1 protein-coding gene is annotated in these 1,956 nt (G+C 34.4%); it reads right to left on the bottom strand.

The features are described 5' to 3' along the window. Positions 1-150: 150 nt before the first annotated feature. A complete protein-coding gene (locus B5E75_RS14185; protein WP_390541712.1) occupies positions 151-1,617 on the bottom strand; it encodes an IS1182 family transposase in 1,467 nt (488 codons plus the stop codon). Positions 1,618-1,956: the final 339 nt, after the last annotated feature.

The following is a 1,956-nucleotide window of genomic DNA, read 5'->3' as shown; positions in this document are numbered from 1 at the left end:
ATTTTGTTTGTGGTGAACTAATTGTAAAACGAGTTATCGACTATGTCTATTATTATATAAAAAAACTGGAAGATGAAGTTTTGAATATTACTTCCCCTCCAGTTTTAGTATAGAGCCTTTTTTATTAAATCTACCACTTCTTTTATTTTTTTATGAAAATTGATAAATTTGTATTGTTTTCCTTATATTTCCTTCTTTTTTATTGGGTGAAGGAATATTTATGAGTCCTTTCCTTTTCTTCATTCTCGCTAATTTGCCTAAATTATGGCAGCCAAAAATAATCAACGATTCCTGTTGATTTTTCTTTAGTCCTTTTAATCTTGTGAATCTTAGTCCATGCTTTTCTTTGCAATCTGCATAGACTCTTTCTATCGTCTCTTTTCTTAGTGGATAGATATCTTTCCATTCTGGTGTATATCTGTTCTCATCTGCTATTTCTCTATATTCCTCCCATACATGTCTTGTGATGACCTTCTGATGATTTTTGCTCTGTGTACATTTCTCTAAAAATGGACATCCTTCACAGTCCTTTGGATTTGATTTGTATTCCCTGTATCCTGATCTGTTTGTTGTAGTATATTTCAAATCCTTGTTATTGGGGCATATATAAATATCCAACTTTTCATCATAGACATATTCATATTTCTTGAAGTATCCTTTTTTTGTCATGGGTCTTTTATATGGCATATATGCTCTGATTCCATCTTCTATGATTTCTCGACATATTGCTGGTGTCATGAATCCTGCATCTAAACTGATGTTATGTATTAAATCTCCATAGGTGTTCAACAGCTTTCTATATGCATCATGAAAAACAACACTATCGTGCTGATTGCCTGGTGCCACTGTATTATGCAGTACAAATCCGTGTCTATCACAGAATGTTAGATTTGTATATGCAAAGCATTTCTGTTTTTCTCCCTTATGAAAGCATCCGCTTTCCGGATCTGTCTTGCTTACCTTTATTGATTTTGTTCCTTTTCCTTCAATGAGTTCACCTGTTTCTTCGTCATATGCAAGTTCTATATCCTTTGTTTCCTTTATTGGCTTTTTCTCATGGGCTTTTCTATCCTTGTTGATTTCCTCCAGAAGTTCATCGTCATAGTATTTCTTTACTATTTCTACAGCCTTATTTTCATGTTTTCTATTATTGGCATTGGCCTTTCGATGTGTTCCATCTCCAAATACCGTATCAAGATCCACAAAATCATATGCGATGGCTTCTTCAATAATTTTTTTGAAAATCTCATCGAAAACTTCAGAATCTCCATATCTTCTGATGTAGTTCTGTGACCATGTTGAGTAGTTTGGAACCTCATCATCAATGGACAACCCTAAAAACCATCTGTAGGCAAGGTTCACCTTTGTTTCTTCACATGTTCTTCTCATGGAATGAATACCAAATGCAAAGTTGATAAAAAGCATTTTAAAAAGTACCACCGGGTCAATACTTGGTCTGCCAAAAGAACTATATAAAGGTCTAACGAGAGGATATATGAAATTCCAGTCAATAGCTTCTTCAAGCTCTCTTACCTTGTGATCCAATGGTACTAATTCATCTATAGTACTCAAAATCAAGCTGTCATTTTTTCGATTGTTTAAACATGTCATTGCCATAATATTTTACCTCCAAATATGCATTTACATTATACCATATTTTCATGATATAGTGGTAAAATAAAAAGTCGTGGAGCCTCAAAATTTGCATATTTGGAACGAAGTCATCCACGACAATAGATATAATACCATATATTTTTCTATTTGAAAACTAAAAGCTGTTGACTTTTTACTTTGTCAACAGCCTGAGCAATGATTCTATAAAGATTCATTGCTTTTGTTGTGTGCCGGGCATGGCACGGATTCAGTCGGAGATAGACCGACCACAGGTAGTTACCGCCAAGTGTAGTGAACCACAAGTCGTTAACAGTGATGTTAAGGATGGAGGAAGTGGTGTAG

The sequence above is a fragment of the Massiliimicrobium timonense genome (assembly GCF_002160865.1).
Lineage (GTDB): Bacteria > Bacillota_I > Bacilli_A > Erysipelotrichales > Coprobacillaceae > Allocoprobacillus.
Note: the sequence above shows the minus strand (reverse complement) of the source record. Positions and strands in the feature narration are given on the sequence as shown.